The 24,773-nt window shown below is 41.3% G+C and carries 11 protein-coding genes; 8 read left to right on the top strand and 3 right to left on the bottom strand.

The genetic code is table 11. The features are described 5' to 3' along the window. Positions 1–67: 67 nt before the first annotated feature. The gene (locus MR764_RS08140; protein WP_247978913.1) at positions 68–2,479 is read left to right on the top strand and encodes an alpha-ketoacid dehydrogenase subunit alpha/beta; all 2,412 of its coding nucleotides are present in this window, start codon (positions 68–70) and stop codon (positions 2,477–2,479) included. Between the two features lie 70 nt (positions 2,480–2,549). Here the strand turns inward: MR764_RS08140 and MR764_RS08135 are convergent, their stop codons facing one another. Next, positions 2,550–5,096 carry a hypothetical protein gene (locus MR764_RS08135; RefSeq protein WP_247978912.1) on the bottom strand — a complete coding sequence of 849 codons (2,547 nt, stop codon included), beginning with the start codon at positions 5,094–5,096 and terminating at the stop codon, positions 2,550–2,552. A gap of 412 nt (positions 5,097–5,508) precedes the next feature. On the opposite strand from MR764_RS08135, the gene MR764_RS08130 reads away from it, so the two are divergent. From MR764_RS08130 to MR764_RS08115, 4 genes are all read left to right on the top strand, one after another. After that, entirely contained in the window at positions 5,509–8,622 is a 3,114-nt protein-coding gene (locus MR764_RS08130; protein ID WP_247978911.1) for a SusC/RagA family TonB-linked outer membrane protein, read from the top strand. Between the two features lie 12 nt (positions 8,623–8,634). After that, positions 8,635–10,215 carry a SusD/RagB family nutrient-binding outer membrane lipoprotein gene (locus MR764_RS08125; protein WP_247978910.1) on the top strand — a complete coding sequence of 527 codons (1,581 nt, stop codon included), beginning with the start codon at positions 8,635–8,637 and terminating at the stop codon, positions 10,213–10,215. A 116-nt stretch (positions 10,216–10,331) separates the two neighbouring features. Then, positions 10,332–12,989, top strand: coding sequence for a hypothetical protein (locus MR764_RS08120; RefSeq protein ID WP_247978909.1), 2,658 nt, complete (start codon positions 10,332–10,334; stop codon positions 12,987–12,989). 34 nt (positions 12,990–13,023) lie between these two features. Beyond that, positions 13,024–14,841 (top strand): hypothetical protein, encoded by a 1,818-nt coding sequence (locus MR764_RS08115; RefSeq protein ID WP_247978908.1) that lies wholly within the window; start codon positions 13,024–13,026, stop codon positions 14,839–14,841. 35 nt (positions 14,842–14,876) lie between these two features. Here MR764_RS08115 and MR764_RS08110 read toward each other — a convergent pair whose 3' ends face one another. Then, complete coding sequence (locus MR764_RS08110; protein WP_247978907.1) at positions 14,877–16,787, bottom strand: DUF3857 domain-containing protein; 1,911 nt, start codon at positions 16,785–16,787, stop codon at positions 14,877–14,879. Between the two features lie 63 nt (positions 16,788–16,850). Continuing rightward, on the bottom strand, positions 16,851–18,881 hold the full coding sequence (locus tag MR764_RS08105; RefSeq protein ID WP_247978906.1) for a DUF3857 domain-containing protein: 2,031 nt from the start codon (positions 18,879–18,881) through the stop codon (positions 16,851–16,853). Between the two features lie 516 nt (positions 18,882–19,397). Between MR764_RS08105 and MR764_RS08100 the strand changes: the two genes are divergently transcribed. The 3 genes from MR764_RS08100 (at position 19,398) to MR764_RS08090 (ending at position 24,770) form a co-directional block, all read left to right on the top strand. Further along, entirely contained in the window at positions 19,398–20,018 is a 621-nt protein-coding gene (locus tag MR764_RS08100) for a sigma-70 family RNA polymerase sigma factor (protein WP_247978905.1), read from the top strand. Between the two features lie 50 nt (positions 20,019–20,068). Then, positions 20,069–21,253 carry a FecR domain-containing protein gene (locus tag MR764_RS08095; RefSeq protein WP_247978904.1) on the top strand — a complete coding sequence of 395 codons (1,185 nt, stop codon included), beginning with the start codon at positions 20,069–20,071 and terminating at the stop codon, positions 21,251–21,253. A 148-nt stretch (positions 21,254–21,401) separates the two neighbouring features. Beyond that, positions 21,402–24,770: a TonB-dependent receptor gene (locus tag MR764_RS08090; RefSeq protein WP_247978903.1), complete on the top strand. Its 3,369-nt coding sequence runs from the start codon at positions 21,402–21,404 to the stop codon at positions 24,768–24,770. The last annotated feature ends 3 nt before the right edge of the window (positions 24,771–24,773 follow it).

Below are 24,773 nucleotides of genomic sequence, written 5' to 3'. Positions count from 1 at the left end.
CCCCGAACAATTGTCCATTTCAAACGTTATTTTCCCATAAAAACCCAACGGTTTTAATAGTAAAGAAATGATTACAGAAAAAACTGCATTGAAATCCAACCATCAGATAACAACGAAGGAAGCATTAACAGATTACTATACGGCTTTCCTCAGCAGACAGTTAAGTATCGCCGGACGAAGAGAAGTCCACAACGGGCGGGCTCATTTTGGCATTTTTGGCGACGGAAAGGAAGTGGCCCAACTTGCCTACGCCAAGTGTTTCAGAAAAGGCGACTGGCGTTCGGGATATTACCGCGACCAGACTTTTATGCTGGCCTTAGGCTTGCTGCAACCTGAAGAGTTTTTTTCGATGATATACGGTGATACCGACATTGAGATCAATCCGTCGACTGCTGGACGTAACTTTAACAACCACTTTTCGACGCGTAACATTACACCCGAAGGCGAAATCAAAGATCTGGCCGACCAATACAATTCAGCTTCTGACATATCGCCAACTGCCGGTCAAATACCACGTTTACTGGGACTGGCACAGGGCGCGAAGATTGTTCGTGAAACCCCTGATTTGATCCACCGGATCAAGAATAACATGAAAGGCAATGAAGTGGCATTCGGCAGTATCGGCGACGCCAGTACTTCTGAAGGTATTTTCTTTGAAACCATCAACGCAGCAGGTGTTATGCAGGTACCACTGGCAATTGCGGTTTACGACGACGGATTTGGAATCAGCGTCCCCATAGAACTGCAAACCACCAAGTCGAGCATTTCGGAAGTACTGAAAGGTTTCGAAAAAGAAAAGAATACCAACGGCGTAAAAATATACAAATGCAAAGGATGGGATTATCCGGAATTGGTAAACACCTTTAAACAAGGCATTGACTTCTGCCGGGAAACACAGACTCCGGTGGTTTTCCACATCTACGAACTCACCCAACCTTTGGGACATTCAACTTCGGGATCGCACGAGCGGTACAAGTCAAAAGAACGCCTCGACTGGGAAAATGAGTTTGATGCCCTAAACCAGATGCGAAAATGGATGCTTGAATCGGGTATTGCCGACCTCGATATGATTGAAGAAATTGAGAAATCAGCGAAAAAAAGAGTAAAAGAAGCGCGTAAAAACGCCTGGAATAACTATGTCAACGGATTCAGCAAAGAACGGGAAGCAATCACTTCTATTCTAAAAAGAATTGATGAAAAAAGCGACCTGCAGAGTTTACGCCGCTTTGAGAAAGTGACGGATAAAATTTTCCCGACCCGGCGTTCTCATCTAAGTTTTGCCAAACGCTTAAACCTGGAATTGCATCCGATGCCCGATTTACAGGAAGAAAGAACGAAGTTGAAAGCCTGGATTAAGCAATTTGAAGACCGAACCCGGGAATTTTACAGCAGTAGCTTGCACCGTAGCGGAGTGGATTCTATCCATAATATTCAGGCAGTGCCGGTGCAATACAACGAAAAGTCGGAGGAGGTAAACGGATCGCTTGTGGTGAACAAAAACTTTGATGCCCTTTTTGCCAAATATCCGAACCTGGTAACTTTTGGCGAAGATACCGGGAAACTGGGCGATGTTAACCAGGGAATGAAAGGAATGCAACAAAAGTATGGCATCCACCGTGTTTCCGACACCGGAATCAGGGAAGCAACCATAATCGGACAAGGAGTGGGACTGGCGCTTTGCGGCTTTCGCCCCATTGCCGAAATTCAGTACCTCGATTACCTGATTTATGCGCAATCGCAGCTAAGCGACGACCTGGCCACCATGCAATACCGGACTATGGGAAAACAGGCGGCCCCGGTTATTGTTCGTACACGCGGACATCAGTTGCAAGGTATCTGGCATGCCGGATCACCAATGCAAATGCTGCTGGGCTCGCTGCGTGGGATGTACCTTTGTGTTCCAAGAAACCTCACCCAGGCAGCAGGATTCTACAATACCCTGCTCGAAGGAAACGATCCGGCCCTGGTAATCGAACCGCTAAAAGCCTACAATGTAAAAGAGAAACTACCCGTTAATCACGGAGAATACAAAGTTCCGCTAGGGGTTCCGGAAATTATGCGGGAAGGGACCGATATTACCGTGGTAACATACGCATGGAACGTTCATCACGCCATAAAAGCGGCCGATTTAATTCAGAAATACAAGGGAATATCACTCGAAGTTATTGACGTGCAAACCTTAATGCCTTTCGATGTTAATCACAGAATCCTGGAATCAATCAAGAAAACCAACAAGGTGATCTTTATGGACGAAGATGTACCCGGTGGTGGTACCGCTTATATGATGCAAAAAGTGCTGGAAGAGCAAAAAGCGTTTGATTACCTTGATACTGCACCACGAACCCTGGCGGCAAAAGAACACCGCCCGGCCTATGGCATCGATGGTGAATATTTCTCGAAACCCAACGTTGAACGCCTTTTCAGAGAAGCCTATGAAATAATGAGGGAAGTGGAACCCTCCAGATTTCCGGAATTATAATCCGACAATAATTTGCCAGCGTATTGTACCCGACAACTCAGAATTCACTGTGTTGTCGGTGTACCATTGATCATTTAACCAGCTCTTTTAGCGCACCCTGATAATCTTCCCCGTAAAGCTGTTTGTAACGTTTGGCGTACTGATTATAAGCATCCTGCGCCAAACTGTATTTACCCTGCTGGTAAAGGATTTTACAACTGTATTTCAATGCCGATTCATTCACCTGGTCGAACATAAAAATTACTTCTGTAATTTCATTTATCAGGCTTGCATCCTCAACAATATCAAGAATATTAAATGCATCCTCCAGCCTTCGAACAATTCTTTTGGTAATATCAGCTTTCACATTATTCAGCCAGTCTTTTTCTATCCCGTCTAAAAAAGGACCTTTGGCTAATGTTTCGATACTTTCTTTTAATTCCTGAATAAAAAATTGCTGATCTTTAGAAGTATACACCTGCCGAATATATTCAAGGTCACAAAAAACTTCCTCGCTATGGCTGATTCGCCATTGACTACCATCGTATGAAATACTAATATCCCCGATGTCTTCCAGAATAAATCTTAACTTTTTGATATTAACACCGCGGTTATTTTTTGCTTTCTCTTCGGGTTTTTCCGGCCATAAATATTCCTGTATTTGAGTTGACGAAATCCCTTTGTTATCTTTCATGGTAAATAATAACATCATCAAAAAAAGGTCCCTAAGTGTAGGGCTAAACCGATAAGTGATGTCTTTGCCTCGCTCATCAAAAACCTGGAAACCACCAAATAATAATACTTTCCCTTTGGTCTTTGGTTTTTCTTCCGGATCGGCAGGAATGATTAACTTGTTTTTATTATCCTGTCTTTTTGCGCTATAAATACTTCTTTGTATCAGGAAAAAAATCACGGCGCCAACGATTAACAACATTACCGCAAGTAACAACTGATATTTTGAATCAGCTAACAGGTTTGAAGCCATATTAACCGGCTTGGTAAACACAAAATCAGAAGGAGGAAAATTGATGGAATACAAATTCACCTCATATCTATCATCTGTTTTTTTATGCATGGTAAGTACCACCAGTTTATTATGCGATGGCCATTGATAAAGGTCGGCGTAGGAATTTATGTCTGTAAACGTATAAGGGATTTTACTCCCGAAAAATAAACCCTGGTCGCCCAACATGCTTCCCTTGTATAGCTGAAGTTCGCTGACATAGTGATTGAGTGAAAAACAAAGCGTGTAAAACACATTTCTGGAATCATCGACGATCATGGTATTAAGCGGAGCAAAATTTGCTTTTCGCATTAACCGCGGTTCATACATTTTGGTTACATGATTGGTCTTGAAATTTATTTTAAACAAATCGTAGTAAAAGTTTTTCCCAAAAATCTGTTTACCGTCTTCATTTCCAACACCTCCGTACAAATAGTATACATTACTGTCTTTTTGGCTTTGTCCGAGTGCCGCCAAATAACGGGGCCCTATCCGGTCGCCGTTCATTTCTAATTCCGACCAGGTGGAAGAAGCCTCATCAAAAACGCGGAAAGTATTGAAGAAATTAAAAAAACCGTATCCGCATACGGCTGTATATTTTCCGTTTTCGGGATGCAACAAATGATTATGATGCCAATATTTAGGGAGATATGCGATCGTATCAAAGCTGTTATTCCAGCTTAGCATTTTTTCGTCAAATTTTGGAGAAAGTGTCCGATAGTCGGAATAAGCCACCAGCTCTCCTTTTTTATTGAAGAATACTTGTTGTCCGTCTTCATAGAAAGGATTTCCGCTTTTATACGTTAAGGTTATTTCCGTTCCTGTATTCAGGTTGTATTTAAGTAACTTTTTACTGCGCTGAACAAAATAAATTTCTTCCTGGTCTTCTTTGTAAACAATTTGAGGAAACTCATCGAATTCCAGAGTCCGGATCTTTCTCCAGTTCTGATGCTGTTCAACTACCCAGGCCGGATTAACTATTTCAGCCGATTTGCCGTGCACTGAATCTCTTACCGTTGTACCATCTGTAAACGACAATGGCCAGAAATAAGTCAGGTAATCGTTATTATAAAATTTTATATTTCGAACTGATATAGGGGGAACCTCGCCAATGCCTTTTCCGAAATTCTGCACACATCCGAATGCCCATTTCAGTTTTAACCTTTTAGGAAACGCAATACTATCTGTTACAATTTTGTCAGCAAACTGAAGGCTTATTTCTCTGGAATCGGGATCGACATTCAACCTGATTTTATACCATACATTAGTGAGCCTTTTTTGTTCAGGAGTCATGCCCAACTGCAGGTTTGTTTCTTTCCTGTCGACCAGTAAAATGAGATCCGGCGACGTTTCATCAATTTTACATATTAAATCAATTTTGTGCTCGCCTTCTTTATCCGTTAACCGAAAAATATAACCATATCGCTCGGCATATTCGCGAAAAGAAATTTCGAATTCAATCGTAAACTTGTCGAGGTATTTTATTGCACCATTTTTGGTCAGATCAATCCCGGTTCTTTCTTCCACCCCTACTTCTTTCGACCGAAAGTAAACGCCCCGGTGTTCATCTGCACGAACACCGACAGCAGCTAACAAAATGATTGAGAAACAATACAACAGCCGTTTTATATTCATATAAGATTTTTGTAAAACCATTTTAACAATTATAGGATGAACCACCGCACCTTCTGCTCCATGTAAAAAAAGGCACGACTCACCACTCAAATTGTAAGTTTACATTCTGCTTTAGTCAGGTTTTCAACAACAACACCAAGAAAGACATATTATAGTCTACAATGATATCGTTTTGATTAATTTTTAAGAAATTCTTAAACTTTTATCCAAACAATCTTCAATTCAACAAAAGAAAACGCTCTTTTCAAAACAAAAACGCTTAATACATCCCCCTGAATAACATCGTATTACAAATATATTAATCCTAAATTAATCCAGATTAACAAGAAATCAAAAAAAATTACTCCGGCACAAAAATAGAAAGTGATCGATCTACCGTATTTTGATCAGATCATTAACAAATAAACTACTTATGAAAAAATTTCGGTTGGAGTTCAGCCACGATCATCTAAAATGGCTGACGATTAAAAAATCAGTGGTTATTTTCGTTTTAAATGCACTATTGATGACCTGCTTTGCGTCAGCATTAAGTGCTCAGGGAGTTTTAAAGGGTAAGGTTACCGACGATTCCAACCTTCCTCTCCCGGGAGTATCGGTGGTTGTGCAAAACACGTCGAATGGGACGATTACGGATATGGATGGAAACTATGTCCTTAATAATGTAAAAAGAGGAGACGTTGTTGTTTTTAGCTTTATTGGCATGATTTCCCAGGAAATTACCTATTCAGGACAAGCGGAAGAAAACATTCAGATGCTTGTTGATACTAAAAGCCTTGAAGAGGTTGTTGTTACAGCATTAGGTATCCGGCGAGACAAAAAGACTTTGACTTATGCTTCTCAGGAGGTATCGGGAGAAGAATTAATGAAAGCCAAAAGCATTAACTTCATGGATGCCTTAAATGGAAAAGCCGCAGGTTTGGAGATTGAAAAGAGTTCGTCCGGAGCAGGAGGTTCAACGAGAGTTGTTCTCAGAGGATTCAAGTCGTTGGGAGGAACCAGCGAACCGCTCTACGTAATCGACGGTGTACCAATTATGAACATCAAACGCGGCCAGCCCGGAATGTGGGGTGGAGCTGACCAGGGCGACGGTTTGTCGCAACTTAATCCGGATGACATCGAAAGCATTAACGTATTAAAAGGCTTAAATGCCTCCATTCTTTACGGTAGCCAGGGCGCAAATGGTGTTGTGCTTATCACTACTAAAAAGGGACGTGAGGGGAAAACCAATGTAACGTTAAGTTCTACCACAACTTTTGAAAGTGTTCTGCTTTATCCCGAATTACAATTTGATTACGGTGCGTTAAACGGGGCAAAAGAAAGTTGGTCGTCAACCAAAGGCGGTACCAACTACTCTGAAGATCAAATGAAAGATTTCTTTCAGGTTGGTAACAACTTAGTAAACAGCGTAACGGTTAGTGGCGGAAACAAAGTAACTACGGCATATTTTTCTTACTCGAATACTTCTGCCGAAGGTATTATTCCCAACAACGAATACAATAAAAACAACCTTTCGTTAAAACAGTCAACCAAACTATTGGACGATAAGTTAACGCTGTCTTCCAATGTGATGCTGGCAACCGAAAATGTTAAGAACCGAAATGTTGCGGGGTATTACCTTAATCCATTAACGGGTTTATATAATTTCCCAAGAGAAAGAAACTGGGAAGATTACAAAACCAATTACAAGTATTTTGACGAAAAAAGGAACATGTATCTCCAGAACGTATATGTTGTTGACCACCATATCAGCAATCCCTATTGGATTATCAACATGGAACCCGAGGAAGAACAAACGAAGAGGATTATTGCAATGGTATCAGGCAACTATAGTATGACCGATCATCTTACTCTTGCCGCAAGAGGAACATATGAATACGTTGACCGCAAAATGACTCAGAAAGATTATGCCGGTTCAAACGTTACCAATGTTTCGGCAAACGGAAGGTATGTTTTCGCCAACAGCACCGATACCAAGTTGTATTCCGATGCACTACTGAAATACGACAACAAATTTGGAAAATTAGAAGCATCCGGATTTATTGGAGCAAGCTATTCAAAACATAGCTGGCTGGGGATGAGCGCCGACAATGGTACTAACAGTCTGTTGTATCCGAATGTATTCTCAACACAAAACTATCCGACCAACACAGTAATCACCGAATCGGGTGGCGAAACCATCCTGCAGTCGGTTTATGGTAGCATCAACCTGGGATATAACGACATGCTGTATCTTGATGTTTCTGCCCGAAACGACTGGTCTTCAACACTTGTCGGCACCACAGACGGACCATCCTATTTTTATCCATCGGTGGGTTTGGTTGCACTTCTTAGCAATGTCTTCGAATTGCCCGAATTTATTTCTTTCCTGAAAGTGAGAGGTTCCAGCGCCCAGGCAGCAAAAGAAGTGCCATGGAATGCCATTCGTTCAGATCATACCATATCAGGTTCTCTTGGAGGTATCAATAGAAACACCAGGCAACCCTGGACTGATTTGAAACCTGAAAAGATAACCAGTAATGAGCTTGGTTTTGAATTTAAATTGTTTGAAGGACGGGTTGGAGCTGATTTTACTTATTATTACAACAAGAGTACCAACCAGTTCCTGAACATAAGTTTGCCGCCTGAAGAAAGAGGTTTGTACACAACCAAAAACATTAACGTGGGTGAGATTGTAAACAAAGGAGTTGAACTTACCGTTGACTTTATTCCGGTTCAAACCAGTGCGGTGGAATGGAGTACTGCATTTAACTTTTTTACCAATAACAACGAGATTGTTGAATTGGATCCGGATGACCCAACCCGTATTATCGGAATGGGATCTTCAGAAGGTTACGAAACATTCCTGAGAGCAGGTGGCTCTTTTGGCGACCTCTACGGTTTTATGTTCCGCCGCGATGACCAGGGACGTATTATGCTCGACCCCAAAAACGGCAATCCTTTAAAAACAGCTGCAAAGCACGATGTTAATGACTGGACCGTGGGATATCTGGGGAATTTATTACCCGATTTTACTCTTTCGTGGAATAATAATATTCAATGGAACCGTGTTACCATTGGAGCACTTATCTCCGGTAAATTTGGGGGAAAATCGGTTAGTCAAACCGAATCAATGCTCGACGGCTGGGGAGTTAGCAAAAGGACAGGCGATGCAAGAGACCTGGGGTATGTTGAAATCAACGGTATCCAGGGAACGACTCCGGTAACTCAGATAGATCCTTATTTATACTATTCGGAAGGAAAAGGGACAGGAGGTCGTAATGGGATCCTTGAGCCTTACGTTTATGACCGAACCAGTATTCGTTTAAGCCAGTTGTCCATTGCTTATGACCTGGATGTTAAAAAGCTTAATCTTCCTTTGGCTGGTGTTAACCTGTCGCTTGTTGGCCAGAATTTATTTATCTTCTATAAGAAAGCGCCTTTTGATCCGGAGTTAGCAATGAGTACCAACAATAGTTCACAGTCGCTCGACAACTTTAACGTTCCTGCAACCAGGACTTACGGCTTTAACATTAAAGTAACTTTCTAAAACTGAAGAATTATGAAAAAGATATTTTTTGCAATCATATTTACTCTTGGATTTTTGGCATGTACCGATAATTTCGAAGAGGCAAACAGAAATCAATTCCAAATTTCGGATAAGGAACTTGAACAGGACTTTAACTTGTTGGGCTCGCCTTTTCAGAACATGCTTTACAATCTGTTCGGAGGGCAAATCGACGAAGACCTTTCTCACGACAACTGGGTGCGACACGTTGGATGTCCAACACCATTTGTAGGAGGAGCAAATAATACAACTTATTACATTACCTGGAACTCAAGCAACAACAACTGGAACCGCATTTATAACAATATTATGTCTCCGGGAGCACAGGTAATAAAAATGGCCAACGAAGGTGGCTATGAAGTATTTTCAGCCTGGGCAAAACTGGTGCAGGCATACGCCATCTCTAAACTTACCTCTTTTCACGGTCCGGTAATCTATTCCAATTATGGCATAAAAGGTCAATCCAATATTTACGACAGTGAACCTGAATTATACGACAACTTATTCGCCACGTTGGATGAAGTTCAGGCAGTTTTCGCTGCCAACAAAGATTACACAGGGTTGAAAAAATTTGATGCCAGCTACAACGGAGACATCAACAAATGGTTAAAGTTCATTAACTCCTTACGGTTAAGACTGGCCATCAGAATTTCAAAAACAGCTCCTGATCTGGCAAAAGCACAGGGAGAGAAAGCAATGAGCGATGCTGCCGGTTTAATACTTACCGAAAGTGATAATTTTAATGTAGCGCTCTATGGCAATAAATTGTATTTAGCCGTTATCTGTTTCGAATGGGGTGATACACGTATGAGTGCTGCAATGGAATCATTTTTGGTAGGGTTGAAAGACCCGCGAATTGAAAAATATTTTGAACCGGCTACCGACAATACACTGTATCCCGACCATCCTGCTTACCCTTACAAAGGCATTCACAGTGGGGCATATCTCGAAGCAAAAGACCAACGTTTAACTTATTCTACGGTAAGTGAATCCTTCAAATCGGTCACTTCCAGAATCTCATTTTCGTGTGCGGAAGTATATTTTGCAAAAGCTGAAGCTGCACTTCGTGGATGGGATGGTGCCGGAGATGCGCAGGAGAATTACGAAAACGGTGTAAAGGCTTCGTTTGCCCATTGGGGAGCAGGCGGAGTAGATGCTTACTTAGCTGATGCTACAAGCACACCAATCAACTATGTCGATCCAAAAGACTCCAGAAATAACTGGACTTCCAGGTCGAATATTACAGTGGCATGGAACGCTGCCGACAGCAATGAACGCAAACTGGAGAAGATCATCACCCAGAAATGGATCAACGATTTCACAAATGCCAATGAACCCTGGTGTGATCACCGGAGAACGGGTTATCCGAAACTGCCGTACAATACCAAAAACGATAGTAATTCAGACTGGGGAGTTATCCCTGCCAATGAATTCCTGAAACGACAGGTTTTTGCAATTGGCGAACGCGACAATAATCCGACAGGTGTTGCTGCTGCCGTTGCTACTATGGGGACAGGTGCCAAAGACGACATCGCAACCCGTCTTTGGTGGGATACCGGTGGTGCCAACTTCTAGTCTTTTAGTTCAGTAATCCATATAAAGGCCGCCTGATTGTGGCGGCCTTTTTTCTATTCTGCGTTCTTTCTATTCTGACTTTACCCCTTTTCTTAGCTTCATCTAAAACCAGGCTTATGAAATCAACATTTAAAATTCAGTTAACTGTAATTTTCATCCTTTTCCTGTTTCACTCACTGTCTTCCAACGGACAGATCAATAAAGAGCAGGACAAACTGGCCAAACCCATCGAAAACAAACTTCAGTTTAACGGTTATACCAACCACTGGCATAACGATTATACGATTTGGAATCGCTACGGAAACCTCTTTAAAACTGCCATCACTAATCTGCAACCAACCATCTTGCAAAGTAAAATTGACGTAGCTGACGACATGGGCATTCCCGGATTATTTCTGCAGGAGGGCTTCATCTCCGCTCTTTTCCAAAACCCTTATAAATTTCTTGACCAGCCCTCAAAAGAAGAACTCTCCGGAGAATTGACTGATGTCAATATACTTGCTATCGTTAGTCCGGGAACAGCTTTTGGAGCTGAACTGGAAGCACAAGCAAAAGTAATTTTTAGCTGGGCCACAGCATTAAACTGTTATCAATTCGAGGCAATCGATTTTGAACCCGTTTATGCCTTTGTTTCAAAAACCGGGGATAAAAAACTTTTTGCCATTCTTACCGCCGATCACGCCAAAGCAGAAAAACTCATTCAGCTCATCGCCGATACCCGGGAAATTACAACAAATTTCAACCTGAAAAAAGGATGGTTTGGCGCCTCCACCCTACTTAAAAGCGTTACCTGCACTCCCGGGCATCCGTTAGACATTATTGGCAGGGGAATGAATGAAGGAAACAGCTGGTTTATTTTTGATGGCTACATGGATTTCCTCGCCCAACAGGAAATAAAAACGTGGGTGCAGCAAGTCGACTTGCCGGTTTTAGCCGATGTCGGATTTTCGCCCATTTACGGATGTAAAGACTACGATGGACTACAGGTCCAGGACATGCAAACCAAACAGGCATGGATCGACTATGCACATCAAAAAGGCGGTTACGCGTTTCGCCCGGTTTATGATCCTCCCTCTGATGCTTTCGAATTCGACGGATACTTTGCCATTCCGGGAAACAAAGAGCAAATCGATAACGAGAATGTGCCGTTCATCAATAAAACAGGGATGCTAAGCGGAAACATGACTTCTTCAATGATGCTATTTGTTGAGAAAGAAAAGGAATTTACCCCAACTGCACTTTGGGAGGCCATTTTGAGCAGAAAAGCCATTGCCGTTTTTGAAAATGCGCTGATGATGGGGCCTGCAAAATTCAGGAATGCCCTCCAGTTGCTGTATCTCGACCGGTATTTTCTTGAAAATTATTTCAGTGATAACATCGACATGGAAGCCTCCGTTAATGGATACAACCTGCAAGTCGCGCTGCGAAACTACACCAATAGCTCCCTAAACGGAAGCTTATCGTTTACCTTCCCTTCCGGTATTGAAACAGCCGGGAAAGTCAGCGCTTCAGTTTCACTGGAGCCAGGCGAAACGCGGCAATTCAATGTTCCGCTTACCATCAGCAAACAAGCCATGGGATCGACCAATCCTGTTGCCGTTCATTTCAACTATGAAAGTGGAGCAAAAAACACTGTTGCCATGCTGGATCTGCCGCCTGCCATTTCAGCGCACCAGTTGCTGTACGGCCATGAACCCGAGGTTCAGTTTCCGGTTACCATTCATAACTTTTCTGAAAAGAAACCATTCCCGGTAAAAGTGGACGTATTCCGAAAAAATAAGTCCGACAAACCGGTATTTACACAAACGATGAACTGCGAAACCGGTATTTCAACTTTCAAAGAATTAAATTTCAACCTCGATCTTGAACCGGGAGAATACGATGTTCAGGTTCGCGCGTTGGGAACTGTTTTTAGCGGGCAACTGGGAGTTGGCCCTAAAACAGGAAATGTCTATGCTTATGAAGTAGATTTAAACAGCGATGGGATGAATGAATACCGCATGGAAAACGATTCGGTGGAAGTAACTCTTCTGCGCACCGGCGCACGGGTAATCGAATACATCGTAAAAAGCAAAAAAGACAATGTGCTGTTTAAGGCATGGCCCGAAAAAACCTACAACGATAAAAAGCCGTTTCGAAAATACGGTTATTACCCCTACGGCGGCTTTGAGGATTTCCTGGGACAAGCCAGCATGGAAACACACAAGATTTACAACGCCAAACTGGTAAAAGCTGAGGGCGATTTTGTACGGGTTGAGATGGATGCCGATTATTTTGGAAATCATCTAAAAAAAACGTTCACCCTTTACGGAAACTCGCCTCTGCTGGAAGTGAGGTATGCGCTCACTTTCAAAAATCCTGAAGCCAATGTAATCGGGCCTCAACCCATTCTGGAGCTCGGCGAAAAACACTGGACCGAAGATATTTTTACAGTTCCAACCACCGATGGATTAAAGGAATACCGCATGAAACCGGAGCAATACTATGGCCAGGCCATTCGGGTACAGGAAGGCTGGAATGCCGGTTACGACACCCAGGCTAAAGTAAGCTTTGTTGGCGCTTTCCCGGTTTCACAACCTTTGTTCCTGCACATGTGGATGAATCACCCCGACAACCAGGAAGCCCCGCATTATTACGTCGAATTTCAACCCTGGACACCCATCGTTCAAAAAACGACGATGTACTTTTCTTACTATTTATGGGGAAGCGGAAGTTCCTGGGAGCAGTGTGTCAACGAACTCCGAAACCGAAACCTGATAAGCACCCGGCAATAAACCAGATATTTTTCAACACTAAAAGCAACAGCAAATGAAATACTTCTTATACATCATCCTGGTAGTTTTTACCTCCGCTGGCTTTTGCTCAACAAGCCAGGCAAAAGAAAAGCAAGCAAAGCTGACAATTGAAAGCATGGAACTGGGATATCCTGTACCGGCGATCCCTTTTTATCATTTTATAGCCAAACTTGATTTGCCGGAAGCATCCATTATCGAAGTGGAAGCAGCTGTAAACGGGAAACCCATGCGTTTTGTAAACCTGTACAAAAGCGATGTACACGAAGATGTGAATAAACCGGCGCTGACACATCGCCCACCGTCAGGATATGCACTGTCGCAGGACAATACCCTGTACAAACAACCTGTTATTACCGGATGGATAAAATGGAATCCCGGAGAATCGTATGATATTACGGTTACCGTTCGGATAAAAAAATCGGCGCGACCTTCGGATGACGATACGTTTTTATCGGCAACTCAAACCGTAAAAGCGCCTGAGCAGACCGCAACATTTGATAACGCCTGGAAAAACTACAAGTCGCTTGTTTTAAGTGAAACGACTGGAATCGATCGCGAAAATGAACCGGTAGAAGTGCTGCTTCCTTTTTACCCGGATGAAGCCAGCGATCTGAAACGCGAGATCCGGGTTATGGAGGTCGATCCGAAAAGTTTTACTTTAACGGAAGTTCCCTGCCAGGTATTTGACATTCAGCGCTACACGGTTGAAGATAACCTGGAACCTGAAAAAGAAGGACAACCCAAGCGTCATATTCCTTTGTGGATGCCGACAGTTACCTGTAAACTGGCGTTTTTAGCTAATGTCCCGGCCAAAACCAGTAAGGTGTACCTGGTGTATTACAACAACGAAAAAGCGCTGGCTAAAACCTGGCAAACCGATCTTCAGGTCCAGGGAGAACTTCCCGGACTTCGAATTGACAATAACTACTTTAATGCGGTCCTTCATCCCAACTCCGGGCACCTTGATCAACTCACGCTTAAATCCAAACCCGAAGCGCCTTTGTTTCACCGGATGGAAACAAACGGAGCCATACACTGGAACCCGGGGATTTATGTTCCTCCCCGCGCCTGGACACACACCGCCGACTGGAAGCACGACCAGAACATGTACTCCATTTCCGGCCCGGTGCTTGCCACTGCCGAATTTTGGGGTAACCTGCGCGACATGCCCGAAGTAGATGCTTCGGTACGCTATACTTTTTATCCCGGTGTTCCGTATTTTGAAAGCACCACCAACATGCGCATTAACGAAACCGTTCAGACCATTGCCTTACGAAACGCCGAAATTGTTTTTAAACGGGAACTGATGACCCATGCTGCCTGGTACGATGTAATCCGAGATGAGGTAATTACCTACGATGTGGCGAACATGGCCGATCTTACCGACCTAAAAATGGAAGCCGACGTGCCATGGATCACTTTTTACAATGAAAACACCGGGATCGGATTTGCCGGCATTCAGCTTAGTTATGCCAATGCCTCGCTCGAATCAAGGTCGCGCTTGCTGAATCCTTATTTCTACATTACAGCCGGCCCCTGGATATACTGGGCCAGAGCCTTGTCGCTCAGCTTTCTGGGATCGAACATGCAACAGGTAATTCCGGCCATAAAAGGCAGTTTGTTCACCGAAAAATGGGCCTACCTGGTTTATGAAACTGATCGGGAGGTACCTTACCGCGAAGTATTAAACTGGCAAAGAAAACTAACTCAACCCTTGCGGGTTCAGCTTGTGGAAGAAGTGGATGAACGGGTCTCTAAATCGTTGATTGAAATCTATATCGATGAAGGCAAAAGTGGCTGGGAAGAACGTGAAACCGGAAAACACAAATAAGCCTTCCGTATCTCGTCCTGTAAAATCAGTGCGCACTATTTTTTCCTTAAAATCATTTTTTGATTATCTGCATCTACAATTTGTTTGACAAACTGAACATATTCGGCATATTTCTCCGGTGGAAATATGCCTTTGTTTTTTATGTCGCTGCGCAAATAGGTAACCAGGTTCTGATCATATTTCATTTCCGACTTGTACACGCCAAACTCAGTTTCAATCTTTACTGGTTCGGGTAAATATTCTACGTCATAAACATCAGGGATAAGAAAGGTAACAGAATCCATATCATGGTAAAAAAGCTGCGTTTTAAACGGATATTTCCTGTTCTTTGATTTTTGTGGAACCGATGAGTGCCTATTCAAACTATTCACTGGAATAAACATCCGGTCACCCATTTTTGAAGCCAGCCGATCGATATCCAGTAACCTGAATCGTGTAGCCAATGGAATTCGGTCAGGCCGGTTATCGAATTCTATCCTTTTATATTTTGCCCCGGTGATTTCACTCGTTTTATATGCATCTTCAATAAGATCTTCGTGTGTTTTCAGCAGATCTTTTTCAATATACTCGTACTGAAGCCCTTTTAACTCAACTGTATCGTTAACAACCGCATTGCCCTCTTCATTCAGCTCAATAGAAGCCTTCAATTTCCAGGTATTGTCGTTTATTCCGTAATCGCTTGTTCGGATTAACCGACTCTTGTTCTTCTCGACAAGCAAGGCATTTCTATCGGAGGTAAAACTTCCCAAAAAACCAAAAGGAGAAAAATGGTTTGTACATTCCAGAAAAATTGTGTCCGAATTGAGCGGAACCGTAAGAATAACGTGATTGAAACCCTGCGAAGGAAAATCGGCATCGATGTTTCCTGCATTTGATCCTGCTTTTACAAGGGTATAATAGGAATCAATACCAATGCTCTCCAACATCGATTTCATATAATTTGTTAAGGCCTTACAATCGCCATAGCCAACTTCATCTACCTTTTGGGCCGGAAAAGGCTGAAATCCGCCAATCCCCAACTGAACACTGACATAACGGGTCTTCTCCTGCATAAACTGATATACCCGTTTCACTTTTTCAGCAGTATCATCCGCTTCTTTCGTTAAACTTTTCAGAAACTGCACCCTTTCTTCAGGAAGATTGTTTTTATCTGCGATTAAGCCATATACCCAATCACCGAAATCCTTCCAACTGGTCATACTGCCTGATGTGCCATAAAACTCAAAACTCGAAGGCGCAACTACCACACGGGGAACAAAATTCGCCATCGATACCGATAATGGCTCGTGTTCGATGGCTTCCATGTTTTTCATTTCCCACAGATAAGTTTTTATTCCATCAACCAAATCACCGTTTTCAACAGTGTGCGCAAACTTGTTGGGTTTAACTCTGACTCCCTCTGCTTCGTAATCCAGTATTTTATAACTGGCATACTCGACTGATTTATTGTAGGAATCACAAGGCATCCAATCTAAGAAATCGATAGCACCTTTCAAATCAATCGAAAATTCGTATTCAACAGTGTAAGGATAAGTACTTATTTGAGGAGTTATCCTCTTAAATCGTCCATCAGTGTACAGCGAAAATCCATCAAATGAACTTTGATCGTATACATCACTTTTCTTCACCTTCTTTATCAGCTCTCCGTCTTTGTTGTAAAAATTCGCTACAGTAATATCAATCTCACTATTGGAATCATAAGGTATGTAAAGAATTCCCTCTCCTTCTCCGTTTTCATTGATCACGGTGATTACTTCCTTGCAGGTATACCTGATTTTGGTTTTTGAGAAGATTTCAAGTATGGTCTCACTCGTTCTTGTTACAGAGTTGGCCTCAGTCAATAAATTATCAGCAATTTCCGATACCGGATAAAAAATATCTTTTGCTGAAATTCCGGTGACAACAAATAATAATATTGCAGATAAAAACAGATGCTTTAGCTTCATAGATAGCTGTCTTTATTAAAAATCAAATCGCTTAGGTTGAGCATTCTCAAAAACGGCCTGAAATCAAATCTTTTTCAGTACAATTTGCTGGTTTTGCTTTTCAATGATCATATTGAAAAGTTCTTTGAGGTTTCCGTAATCTTCTGCCATCAATACCGGTTTATTGATCGACAATGTGGCAGTAAGATGGATCTGTCTATCCCCTATTTTTTGGGCAGAGAACAAAAACAATGCTTTATTTTCAGGCAAACTGGCTCTTAGCGATTCGGGAACTTCTTCCACCACATAACCTTCCGGAACATTGAAAACAGTCATTTCGCTTTCTTTAAATACAAATCCAAAATCAACCGGGTACTTTCGTTCCATCAGTTTAAAGGGATTTTCGTCTAATGCATTAAAGATAATCGGAGAAACATATATTTTGTCACCGGCAAAAATACTTTTATTGGTAACGGAAAGTTCTATCGTCTCCAGCACTCTTTCGTCCAAAGCATTCACTCCTTCCAATTCGTGGGTAGTAATCTCCCAGTCCTGTTTTTTTTCTGAAAAATCCTCGATATACTTTTCCACACTGTTAAAACCATCAACTTTATCGCGAAACGATTGAGCAGAATAGCCTTTGCGTCCTATTTTTAAAGATCCCGACAACTTACCATCCGTATTTACATTTAAAATGGCTACATAGTTGGCATCTGATCGGCCTAGCTCCATCAACTCAACCCACTCAGGAGCGGCGCCGCCGACAACTAAGCCCTGTGAATTCAAACACTGATACGGAAGTTCATTGATTCCGCTGGATTTATTTGCAGCATCCAGCAATAGTTTCTCTCCGTCCACCTCGCAAAGCAACACTACGTAGTTGAATCCGGTCACTGTTGGAAAAACAAAAGCACCGTTCGAACGGGTACTTAATACCACTGGTTTTACCTCAAATCCGGCAGCCCTCAGGTAACCCGCCAATAAAAAGTTAATATCAGCTACGTTCCCGTTTTTGTCTTTTATGACATTTCGAAGACCTTTGGAGTAAATATTATAAAAACCGTTAAATTTATAATTATCCCGCACATGCGTAAGCAATATTCCAACTTTCTCTTTATTGCTACCGGCACCTGCCACTAAACTTTGAGTTTCTTCCTCAAGCAACTTTACCGGCCCAAAAATAATTTCCCCGAATTCATCATCTTCGGCAAGATCCTTATTTATTGACTCCCAGGATTGAGAATAAGTGTATAATTTATCGCCGGGAAACTGAACATACTGCAACTCAAACTGTACCTGCTGAATAAAATTATCAACGGTTGAGGTATAAGCTTCCTCCTTAAATTCAGGCATATTCTCGGCGATATAATGATAGTTTGCAGAATTAAACGTAATCACATCGGTATTAAATTGGGTTTGAGTGGCACTCATTGAGTTTCCCCCCGATCTCATCTTCGAAGTTAGTGTAACTTTATCCGGGACTTTTGTTTCCTCTGCAAGTGTAAAACGCTCAAATCCGAGGGTAAACTGTCTGAACCGGAAATACTCCGGGACAAGAACTTCATATTCGCTGTATACGGTTGGAATGGAATGTTGAAAACGCCAAGGCCGCATGTTCCGGAAGAAAGATTTACAATCGATGGTATATTCGACATCAATTACCGACCCTACTTTTACATTTGGCAATGAAAAGCTTTGCATATTGTGAAATTTATTCACCTCTTCCAAATGAACATCTTTCCGGTTTAATTCATCTTTTATGATTTTTCCATCTTCGAGGTTAAAAGTTATCGCCTTTAAACCATTTACTTCTTCTTTACTACTTTGACTGGCATTTAGTCCAATCTTAAAGTCGGCGTACTCAACTCCCTCCTTCTTTAGAATTTTTATCCGTTGGTGTTTTGTAAAATACAATTTCCATCCCTCGCCCTGAACATATCTGATCGCAGAATTTCCTTTTTCATATAAAATAACAGCCGAAGCAGATGTATCCTGATCATAAACCTTCATTTCAAGGTCACGTTGTTCAATTTTCCCAAACTTGACTTTGTTATTCTCTGCAAATGAAATAATGCTGAAATTGCAAATAAGGGCCAACATTAATAAGCTTTTCATAAGTCTCTGGTTCACTGGTTAAAAATTAGTTTATCAATCTGTTGAAATTAGAAAAAAAAACTTTCTGAACAACCTTGTAAAAAAAAAACATTCAATTTAGATCAATTCTATGCACCCTTGTCTCAATTATACACCATACTTGGTCTAACTAAATTAAAGACAAGCTGCTGACTGAAAATTAATGCCATTTTTTTTCAAAGTGAGCCTTCAATGAAACAGCGAAATTATCACGAAACTTAGGGACTTATACAAATAGAAAATTAAAGAGGGTTGAAGATTGTAACAAATTTAGATTCAAATCAATTGTTATTCAATAAAAGTACATATTGCGATGACCGTTATCGTCATGTGACTAACAAAACATTACTTATGCTACAACTCCTTTAATCAAAAATTATCAGGCTTTTGTGCTGTTACCCCAATTAATATTTTGATTACTTTTGAAAATATTTTTCTAATTAATAATGTTTTATAAATTAGAAAGAGTGAACTTTGCCGACAACCAACTTGTGACGAATGGACAATTACCATAAGGGACATATTTTATACTTGTGGGAGGCGTTTTTAAACGGAGATGATAAAAGTTTCTCTTCTTTGTACGAGCTCCATATAGATCAATTGATTTCTTATGGCTATAAGCTTTGTATCGATCACGAACTAGTCCACGACAGCCTGCAGGAAATTTTTATAGATTTATTTCTAAAAAGAGAAAAGCTAAATGCTGACATCAAACACCTTAAAGCTTACCTTTTTGTCTCGTTACGAAACAGTCTGATAAAAAAAATTAAAAGCAGTAAAAGAATAGAACTGTTTGACATTAAAGACAACAAGTTCGAATTCGACTTTAATGTTGAATATAGTTATCAGGACCGGCTTATCGATGAAGAAATATCTCAGGAAATAAGAGAATTACTGGAGGCAGCTACCCAAAAACTTCCGGCAAAACAGAAAGAGATAATTTACCTCAAATTTGAAGAAGAGATGAGCTATCCTGAGATAGCCGAAATCATGAACATTTCAGTTGAGTCAGCACGAAAACTTCTGTACAGAGCCTTACTTACCTTAAGAAGCGAAATTCCTTCCGATAGCTTCACTTCATTATTTTTTATTCTTTTTTCAAAAATTTCTCAGAATTAGTGTCCATGTTTTAATAGATAAGATCCCTTACTAGTAAGTCTCTTACTCTAATGGATAAATTTTTAAAATATTACGAAGACCAGAACTTTGTCAGATGGGTGCTCAATCCCACCAAAGATCTTGATGAATACTGGAACGACTACATAAAAAAACATGAAGATGAACAGGAACAGATTCGCGTTGCCCATATGATCGTTTCTCATCTTCAATCCACACCTACTCCCAATGTATCAAAAGTATCAAAAGAAGTTTTTACATCAATTTTGAAAGAGCTTGATAACAAAGGAAAAAAATCGAAGAAAAAAATCATCTTGTTTTCGTACTTCCGCTACGCGGCAGTAGGTATTCTCTTTTTTGTGCTTGGCGTAGCGATCAATCAATATTTAAATAAAGAGAAAAACAACGGACTTCAGCAAAGTCTTCAGGTAAGCAATAATCCGGCCTATTCGACATTAATTCTTTCTGATGGAAGTAACGTTCAGATACCGGATAAAAAATCGGAGATCGAATATAAATCGAACGGACAAATTGTGATTAATAAAAAGGACACTGTCCGTTCCCCCGGTATAACAACAGATCAGAATCTTAATGAGCTTTTTGTACCCTATGGTAAAAATGCTTCAATAAAACTACCTGACGGGACATTGGCTCACTTAAATGCGGGATCACGTTTGATTTATCCGTCAAAGTTTCAAGGTTCTCAAAGAACAGTGTCGTTAATCGGTGAAGGTTATTTTGAGGTAGTTCATAATTCCGAAATGCCGTTTATTGTAAAAACTGAAGAACTTAATATTGAAGTACTGGGAACTAAATTTGACCTGTCAGCCTACCCAACGGATAAAATCGTAGAAACCATTTTAGTTGAAGGAAAGGTTAAAATAAGCAAACCGGGCTTTCATTTGGGAAGCAAAGATTATGTTTTGGAACCTAATCAGCGCGCGGCGTTCAATGTCGATACAAAGGAAACTGACATTTCAAATGTTGATGTTGAAAATTACGTTTCGTGGCACGAAGGCTATATGATTTTCGAAACTCAGGAGTTAAACAGAGTCATCAAAAAAATCGAGCGTTATTACAACATCCGGATTGGTTTGGTCGATCCTACCTTGGGCTTTTTGAGGATCACCGGGAAACTTGAATTAAAAGAAGACAAAGAAACAGTATTAAACATATTTGCCAAAGCTGCATCGTTGGATTTGGTTCATACAAATGAAACGGAGTATGTATTAAAATAAATAAAAGAGAAAAAGCCAGGTCGTGAGCCACCACTTCCCGGCTTTAAATAGTGTAATTAATAAATTAAATTAACCTAACAAATTTATGAGAAAATTACGAAAGAAATACCTTTTCAAAAGGAAAGGTAACGTTCTCAATTTCAAAAAAATGAAACTAACATTTATCTTCTCCTTCTTGATTTTCACAGTAGGATGGGCCAATTCCTATTCTCAAACCACGAAGTTGAGTCTCAATTTAAAAAATGCAACGGTAAAAGAATTAATTGATCAGATCGAAGGTCAGACCGATTATTTCTTCCTGTACCGGGACGAAATCTTCAATCGGGATCAAAGAATTACCATTCAGGCCACAAACCAGTCACTGGATATTGTTTTGAAGGAATTCTGTGATCAGGCTTCAGTATCGGCTGAGATTGAAGAAAATCAAATCATTCTGAAAAGAAAAATGAATGTCGACCAACCCGCAAAACAAGATCCCCAAAAACAAGTAACGGGGATTGTCAGTGGTGTTGACGGACAACCGATTCCCGGAGTTTCCATTATGGTAACAGGAACCACAAGAGGTACTGTCACCAACTTTAACGGGGAATACAACATTAACGTTGCCCAGGGAGACACCCTGCTGTTCTCGTTTGTGGGAAAAAACCGGGAACTTAAAGTTATCGGCACACAAAACATTCTGAACGTCACGATGTACGACGACGACACACAACTGGAAGAAGTGCAGGTTGTTGCATTCGGAAAACAGCGTAAAGAAAGTGTAATTTCGTCGATCGAAACTGTACGTCCGGGAGAATTAAAGCAGCCTTCGTCAAACTTAACGACTGCTCTGGCCGGTAAAATTCCGGGGATTATTTCCTACCAAACTTCGGGTGAGCCGGGAGCCGACAATGCCCAATTCTTTGTGCGCGGGGTTACCACGTTCGGCTACAAAACCAATCCATTGATCCTTATTGATGGTTTTGAAGGTTCGTCAGACGACTTGGCTCGTTTGGAACCTGATAACATCGAAAGTTTTTCAATTCTGAAAGATGCCTCTGCAACGGTACTTTACGGAGCCCGGGGAGCAAACGGTATTATTATCGTTGAAACAAAATCAGGTCGCGAAGGTCCTGCTAAAATTAACGTTCGACTTGAATCTCACCTGGCTACTCCAACCATGATGAATGACCTGCTTGACGGTGTAGACTACATGCGTTTATACAACGAAGCCAGAATCTCAAGAAACCCAGTATTGGGAGCCTATTACAGTGAGCAAAAAATTCAATCGACAGCCGATGGCGTAAATCCAATGATTTATCCGAACATTGACTGGTACGACGAATTATTTGAAAAATCGACGATCAACAAGAAAGCCAATTTCAACGTTTCCGGTGGGGGTAAAGTGGCAACCTACTATGTTGCTGGATCTATTGAAAATGAAACGGGTTTGTTAAAAGTTGACTCAAAAAATAACTTTAACAACAACATTGACATCAACCGTGTACAATTGCGTAACAACATTGTAATTAAAATTACTCCAACTACCCGACTTGATACAAGGCTGCAAGGTAGATTTGAAAGATATAACGGGCCAAACTCATCGGCAAGTGATATTTTCAGGGCAGTAATGAATTCAAACCCGGTTGACTTCCCCGCTGTTTATGAACCGGACGAAGCACACGTTTATACCGACCATATCCTGTTTGGGAACACATTTGTAAACGGTAGTTTAAAGCAAAACCCATACGCTGAAATGGTTCGCGGATACGAAGACAAAAACGAAAGCTCCATTACCGCGATGGCTACTCTTTCTCAGGATTTAGATTTCATTACTGAAGGATTAAAATTACAGGCAAAAGCTTCGGTAAATACATGGAGTCTATACTCGAGTAGAAGATCATACAGCCCGTTCTTTTACGACCTTGAAAGCTACAACCAGATAACCGGAGAATACAAACTCTTTGAATTAAATCCAACTGGAGGACAGGTTTATCTGGGCGATGTTAATCCTGGTCGCGATGCTAGTGCGCATTATTACTATGAAGCACGTTTAAACTGGGATAAAAAATTCGGAAAACACAGTGTAGGAGTTATGACCGTTGGTATGTTCGAAGAATACTTGCTGACCAGCGGTAATAGTAGGTCAATTTATGAAACGCTGCCAGAAAGAAACATGGGGAACTCAGGTCGTTTAACCTATGACTACGATACCCGTTATTTCTTCGAATTTGCATACGGCTATAACGGATCAGAAAAATTCAGTGGTTCAAGAAGATATGGTTTCTTCCCATCATTTGGTGGAGGTTGGTTAATCTCGAATGAATCATTCTGGGAGCCAATGAAAAAAGTAATCAATACGGCTAAATTGAAAGCAACCTGGGGACAGGTAGGTAACGATGCTATCGCGGGCCGCCAGGATCGTTTCTTCTACCTATCTGATATTTCAAAAGGAGGAAACGGATACCGTTGGGGAACTACCTTTATGAATGAATACGGCGGCTACAATGTTAACCGTTATGCGAACCCGGACATCACCTGGGAGGTATCAACCAAAATGAACCTTGGGCTTGAACTGAGTTTCCTTGATGAATCATTGAAAATTCAGGGAGATTTATTCAAAGACGTAAGGGATCAGATCTACCTTCAACGCCAAAACTTCCCGGCTACCGCAGGTCTTGAAGCAACAATCAGTGGTAACGTTGGTAAAGTTGAATCATGGGGTTATGAAGCCTCTGTCGATTACCAGTACATTTCAACCAACAACTGGTGGTTAACCGGCCGTGCCAACCTGACTTTTGCGACCAACAAATATGTTGAGCTTGATGAAAAAGAATACGCCGATGAATACCTGAAACAAAAAGGTCACTCCATAAACCAATGGTGGGGACTAATTGCAGAAAGGCTTTTTGTTGATGAAGCAGAGATTGCCAACTCTCCGAAACAGGACTTTGGAACTTACCAGGCTGGTGACATTAAATACAAGGATGTAAATGGCGACGGCGTTGTAAACTCGAACGACCGCGTTCCTTTGGGATTGCCAACTGTACCAGAAATGCAATATGGTTTCGGAGCATCGGGTGGTTACAAGAATTTCGATCTATCCTTCTTCTTCCAGGGTAATGCCAGGGTATCACTTTTCATCAATCCCGGAACAAATGACAATGGTATTGCTCCATTTGCATCAAGAAGAAATGCACTTGCCTTGATTGCTGAAGACCACTGGTCTGAAACCAATCCTGATGTTCATGCATTCTGGCCACGTTTATCGGTTGATCCGTTGGAAAACAATACCCAGACTTCAACATGGTGGTTAAGAGATGGTGCTTTCCTGAGATTGAAAACCGTAGAAATGGGTTATAACCTGAAAAGTAAAACGTTTGAAAAGATCGGCTTGAAAAATACAAGAATATACTGTAGTGGTGTAAACCTGTTTGTAATTAGTCCGTTCAAATTATGGGATCCTGAAATGGGACGTGCTGGATTGGGATATCCACCTAACAGAAGGTTCAATATCGGTATTCAATTAGCATTTTAATCA

The organism is Maribellus sp. YY47, assembly GCF_023111095.1.
GTDB lineage: Bacteria > Bacteroidota > Bacteroidia > Bacteroidales > Prolixibacteraceae > Draconibacterium.
The sequence above is the reverse complement of the archived record's forward strand: the minus strand, read 5'-3'. Positions and strand labels throughout refer to the sequence as shown.

Coding starts and splice junctions, on each gene's coding strand:
- MR764_RS08135 (WP_247978912.1), bottom strand. CDS start 5,096: ATGAATATAAAACGGCTGTTGTATTGTTTCTCAATCATTTTGTTAGCT.
- MR764_RS08095 (WP_247978904.1), top strand. CDS start 20,069: ATGGATAAATTTTTAAAATATTACGAAGACCAGAACTTTGTCAGATGG.
- MR764_RS08100 (WP_247978905.1), top strand. CDS start 19,398: ATGGACAATTACCATAAGGGACATATTTTATACTTGTGGGAGGCGTTT.
- MR764_RS08090 (WP_247978903.1), top strand. CDS start 21,402: ATGAAACTAACATTTATCTTCTCCTTCTTGATTTTCACAGTAGGATGG.
- MR764_RS08125 (WP_247978910.1), top strand. CDS start 8,635: ATGAAAAAGATATTTTTTGCAATCATATTTACTCTTGGATTTTTGGCA.
- MR764_RS08120 (WP_247978909.1), top strand. CDS start 10,332: ATGAAATCAACATTTAAAATTCAGTTAACTGTAATTTTCATCCTTTTC.
- MR764_RS08130 (WP_247978911.1), top strand. CDS start 5,509: ATGAAAAAATTTCGGTTGGAGTTCAGCCACGATCATCTAAAATGGCTG.
- MR764_RS08115 (WP_247978908.1), top strand. CDS start 13,024: ATGAAATACTTCTTATACATCATCCTGGTAGTTTTTACCTCCGCTGGC.
- MR764_RS08105 (WP_247978906.1), bottom strand. CDS start 18,881: ATGAAAAGCTTATTAATGTTGGCCCTTATTTGCAATTTCAGCATTATT.
- MR764_RS08110 (WP_247978907.1), bottom strand. CDS start 16,787: ATGAAGCTAAAGCATCTGTTTTTATCTGCAATATTATTATTTGTTGTC.
- MR764_RS08140 (WP_247978913.1), top strand. CDS start 68: ATGATTACAGAAAAAACTGCATTGAAATCCAACCATCAGATAACAACG.